This is a genomic window from Streptomyces sp. E11-3 (genome assembly GCF_046540415.1).
Taxonomy (GTDB): domain Bacteria; phylum Actinomycetota; class Actinomycetes; order Streptomycetales; family Streptomycetaceae; genus Streptomyces.
Window position 1 is genome coordinate 1 of sequence record NZ_JAZGRL010000026.1, and the last position, 3643, is coordinate 3643.

The 3643-nt window shown below is 71.2% G+C and carries 3 protein-coding genes; 1 reads left to right on the plus strand and 2 read right to left on the minus strand.

Annotation, left to right across the window (positions count from 1 at the left end; translation table 11 throughout):
• Positions 1 to 1745: tetratricopeptide repeat protein (locus U9R90_RS34355; protein ID WP_411061260.1), on the minus strand; the 1745-nt coding region annotated here is incomplete at its 3' end.
• A 167-nt stretch (positions 1746 to 1912) separates the two neighbouring features.
• Positions 1913 to 2383, minus strand: a complete 471-nt coding sequence (locus tag U9R90_RS34360; protein ID WP_411060126.1) for a hypothetical protein — start codon at positions 2381 to 2383, stop codon at positions 1913 to 1915.
• 551 nt (positions 2384 to 2934) lie between these two features.
• Between U9R90_RS34360 and U9R90_RS34365 the strand changes: the two genes are divergently transcribed.
• On the plus strand, positions 2935 to 3643 hold a 709-nt coding region (locus U9R90_RS34365), incomplete at its 3' end, for an alpha-lytic protease prodomain-containing protein (RefSeq protein ID WP_411061261.1).

Consider the following 3643-nt stretch of genomic DNA (forward strand, 5'->3'; position numbering starts at 1 on the left):
CCCAGCACTCGCACCGTGTGCTCCAGGAGGTCGGCGAAGGCGGCTGCGGCCCCGGCCGCGTCCCCTCTACGCCCCCGCATGCTGGCGAGGTTGTTTCGGGTGGCGAGGGTGTGGGGGTGGTCCTCGCCCAGTACCCGCACCCGGTTGTCCAGGAGGTCGGCGAAGGCGGCTGCGGCCCCGGCCACGTCCCCTGCCTCCCCCCGCCACCAGGCGAGGTTGGCCCGGGTGGTGAGGGTGTCGGGGTAGTCCTCGCCCAGTACCCGCACCATATGGTCCAGCAGGTCGCCGAAAGCGGCTGCGGCCCCGGCCGCGTCTCCTGCCTCTCCCCGCCACCAGGCGAGGTTGCCCCGAGCGGTGAGGGTGTCGGGGTGGTCCGGGCCGAGGTGATGGCCGACGGATTCGGTGAGGTTCAGGAAGTGGTCTCGGGCGGCGGTGACCTGCCCGGTCTCGCCGAGACTGCGGCCGGTGCGGTACAGCACCGCATGCGCGTCCGGCCGGTACAGGGTCTCCCGTGCGTGGCTGGCCAGGGCGGTGGTGTTGGCGCGGAAGGTCTGGGCAAGGGCGGTGTCGCGTTCGATGGCGGGCCAGGCGGCCAGAAGGGCGTCGGCGGCGGTGCGGGCGGTCTGGTCGCGCTGGTGGGGGGTGAGGGTGTCGCGGGTGGCGCGCTGGATGAGCTGGTGGACCCGCACGACCTGATGTGGGGCATCCCGATCGTGGTCGATGAGGCTGAGCCGGTGTAGGGCCCGCAGGGCGCGCACCGCGTCCTGTTGGGACGCCGGGGCCGGTTCCCCGGCGTGCTCCGGGCCGGTGCGGTGCGCGGTGAGGTGGGCGAGGGAGGGCTTGCTGTTCAGGACGTCCTGGGGGATGCCGTTGGCATCAAGGAGGGCGGTGAGCTGGAGCATGGGGCGGGCCAGGCCGGTGGGGCGCAGAGTGTCGGCGCGGTCGATGGACAGCGACCAGGCGGCGGCCAGCGGGAGGGCCTGGTCGTCGGGCAGGGCGTCAGGGGTGGTGTCGGCGAGGGTGGTGGTGCGGTCGGCCAACAGTTCCCGGTAGGCGGCGACGGTCTCGCCGGTGTCGATGAGGTAGGCGGCGGCCTGGGCGAGAGCCAGCGGCAGATGGCCCAGGTCGTCGGCGAGGGCGGCGAGATGGGCGTCGGGCTCGGCGCGGCCGTGGGCGGCCAGCTTCGTGGCGAGATAGGCGCGGGACTCGCTGCGGGTGAACAGGCCGACCTCGATCAGCCGACGTCGGTCGCCAGTGAGGGCGGCGTCCTTGCGACGGGTGGTGACCAGAGTGCGGCCGTGCGGACTGGCCGGCGGCCACAGCCCGTTCAGGTCCGCGGGATCGGTGACGTCGTCCAGGACCACCAGCCACCGGCAGGGCCGCTTCTGGGGTTTGGGTTCCAGCCAGGCCAGAAAGGCATGCGCCGCCTGCTGCGGATCCGCCGGGTCGGCGCCCAGCACCTCCATGCCTGCCTGCGCGTAACCGGAGGCGGCCGCCGTGGAGTTGCTGGCGGTGGTCCACACCAGCACGTCCACCTCGCCGTTCTCCCAGGCGCCGCGGGCGTAGTCGGCGGCCAGCTGGGTCTTGCCCACCCCGCCCATCCCGGCCAGTACCTGTCCCGCAGTAGACTGTTCCGCCACCGCCTGTGCCCCCACCAGCACTGCCGTGTCCCCGCCGGCCAGTGCCCGCCGCAGCCGCGCCACTTCGGCCCGGTCCTGGAAACACTGCGCCCGCTGTGGGATCACGCCCACCTGGTGCGGCCACGATGCCGGTGAGCGTCGCGCGGCATGGCTGTGCTGGTGAACCTCCCCGATACGTTCGGCGGCGACACTGCCGCGCGTCGCGGTGATGGCCTTGCCGCTCGTGGCGGGGGACGGGCCGATGGGCGGGCTTGCGGTGGCGCCGGGCGCGGTCAGCCCTTGTACGGGCCCGGCTTCGGGGGGTTTGTGATGGACACATCGCCGGTCCGCAGAGCGGCCACCGAGCCGCCCTCGGCCTGGATCTCCACGTTCCCGCCGACGGCCTGCCCGTCGCTCGTCGCGGACACACCACCGCCTGTCTGCGCGGAGGCGGCCTGAAGCTTCTTGACCGCCTCGTCCAGGGCCTCGGCGAAGCCAGTGTCATGCTCGGCTGCGTCCTCGAGGGCCAGCTCCAGACGCTGGTGTGTCCGCGCGGACAGCTCCTCCTGCCCGGACTGCGCCTCCTCAGCGGCCCGCTGCAGTGCCGGATCGTCCCCCAGTTTGCGGCTGACCAGGTCGTGCAGCCGGTCCATCCCGGCATCCAACCCCCGGTCGACCTCCGCATCTGCCCGCCCCGACACCCGGCGGGCTTTGCCCACCAGCCACGCGAACACGTACCCGACCGCGATCTCTACGCCCGTCATTCATCCCCCTCAGCCCGTGGTGAGGACAGCACGAAGACCATACCCGCGCCCCGCTCTGTCGGGTCTCTCGCGCGATCGAACGGTCAAACCCGAAAGCACAACGATCAAAACCCGCCCTCGATCCCGGGTGGCGGGCAGCGCGCGGAACCAGCCCCTCCTCCGAGCACCGGAAGTGGCCTGCTACGCCTACTGCTTGCGTGACCGCAGTGCGGAAGCAGCCGACAACTCGCGGGAGTTGGTGCCCCACCGGCAGCGTCCGTTTCGCTCTGCGATTCAAGCCACCCTGACCGGAAGTGCCGCCGCGTCTCCGGCTGTGCGTGTGAGAGTGGCGGCCGTGCCAGGTCCGATTGGAGGGGGACTCCCGGACCGGCTTCCGCGCAGAGAGGAAGAGGGGGAGTGGCCGCAGGGCCAAGGGCCACCGCATGACTCAGTCGTGGCAGCGCGCCCCCGATCGTGAGGCGCCGGAACCCATCCCCCGTCCGGCCCTGGTCCTTGGCCTCCCCCTTCTGCTCTGCGCGTCCTGTAACTGCTGTGTGGGAGGGGAACTGCTCGTGCCTGCTATATCCAGAGCCGCCAGACGTATCGCTGCCGCCTCGTCCGCTGCCGTCGCCGTCATGATCCCGGCCGCGCCTGCGACCGCCGCCGACGATCCGGTCAAGCCGTTGACCGAACCCGCTCGGGCGGCCGCTCTGGCTGATGACCTGGGGGACACCCGAAGCGGCGGCGTGTACCACGAAGACGGAAAGCTTGTGGTCACTGTGACCGACCAGGCCGCAGCGCGAACCGTGAGAGCCACGGGCGGCACCCCGAAGCTGGTGGTTCGCAGCACCGCCCAGCTCAAGGGCGTACTCCACGATCTTGACGAGCTGGAGAACCTGCCCAACACCGCGTGGGGGATCGATCCCCGCACCAACCAGGTCTCCGTGGACATCTTCGACGGAGCGCCCGCCGACAGCCAGGAACGGATCGAGAAGTCCACAGCGGGCGATCCTGGCGCGGTGCGCATCGACCGGTTCAAGGGTGAGATAGCCCCTAAAGCCACGGACCTTCGGGGCGGAAACCGTATCCGGTGGCGCTCAGCGGGAGGGGGCTGCACCGCGGGGTTCAACACCAAGGACTCCAAGGGCAGGATCTATACCCTCACGGCTGGCCACTGTGCAGTGGGCACCGGTTACGGCTGGTACATGGACTGGAACTACGCCGATATCGGAACCCAGACCGCGTACGGATACGGCGGCACCAAGGGCGACTGGGCCATGA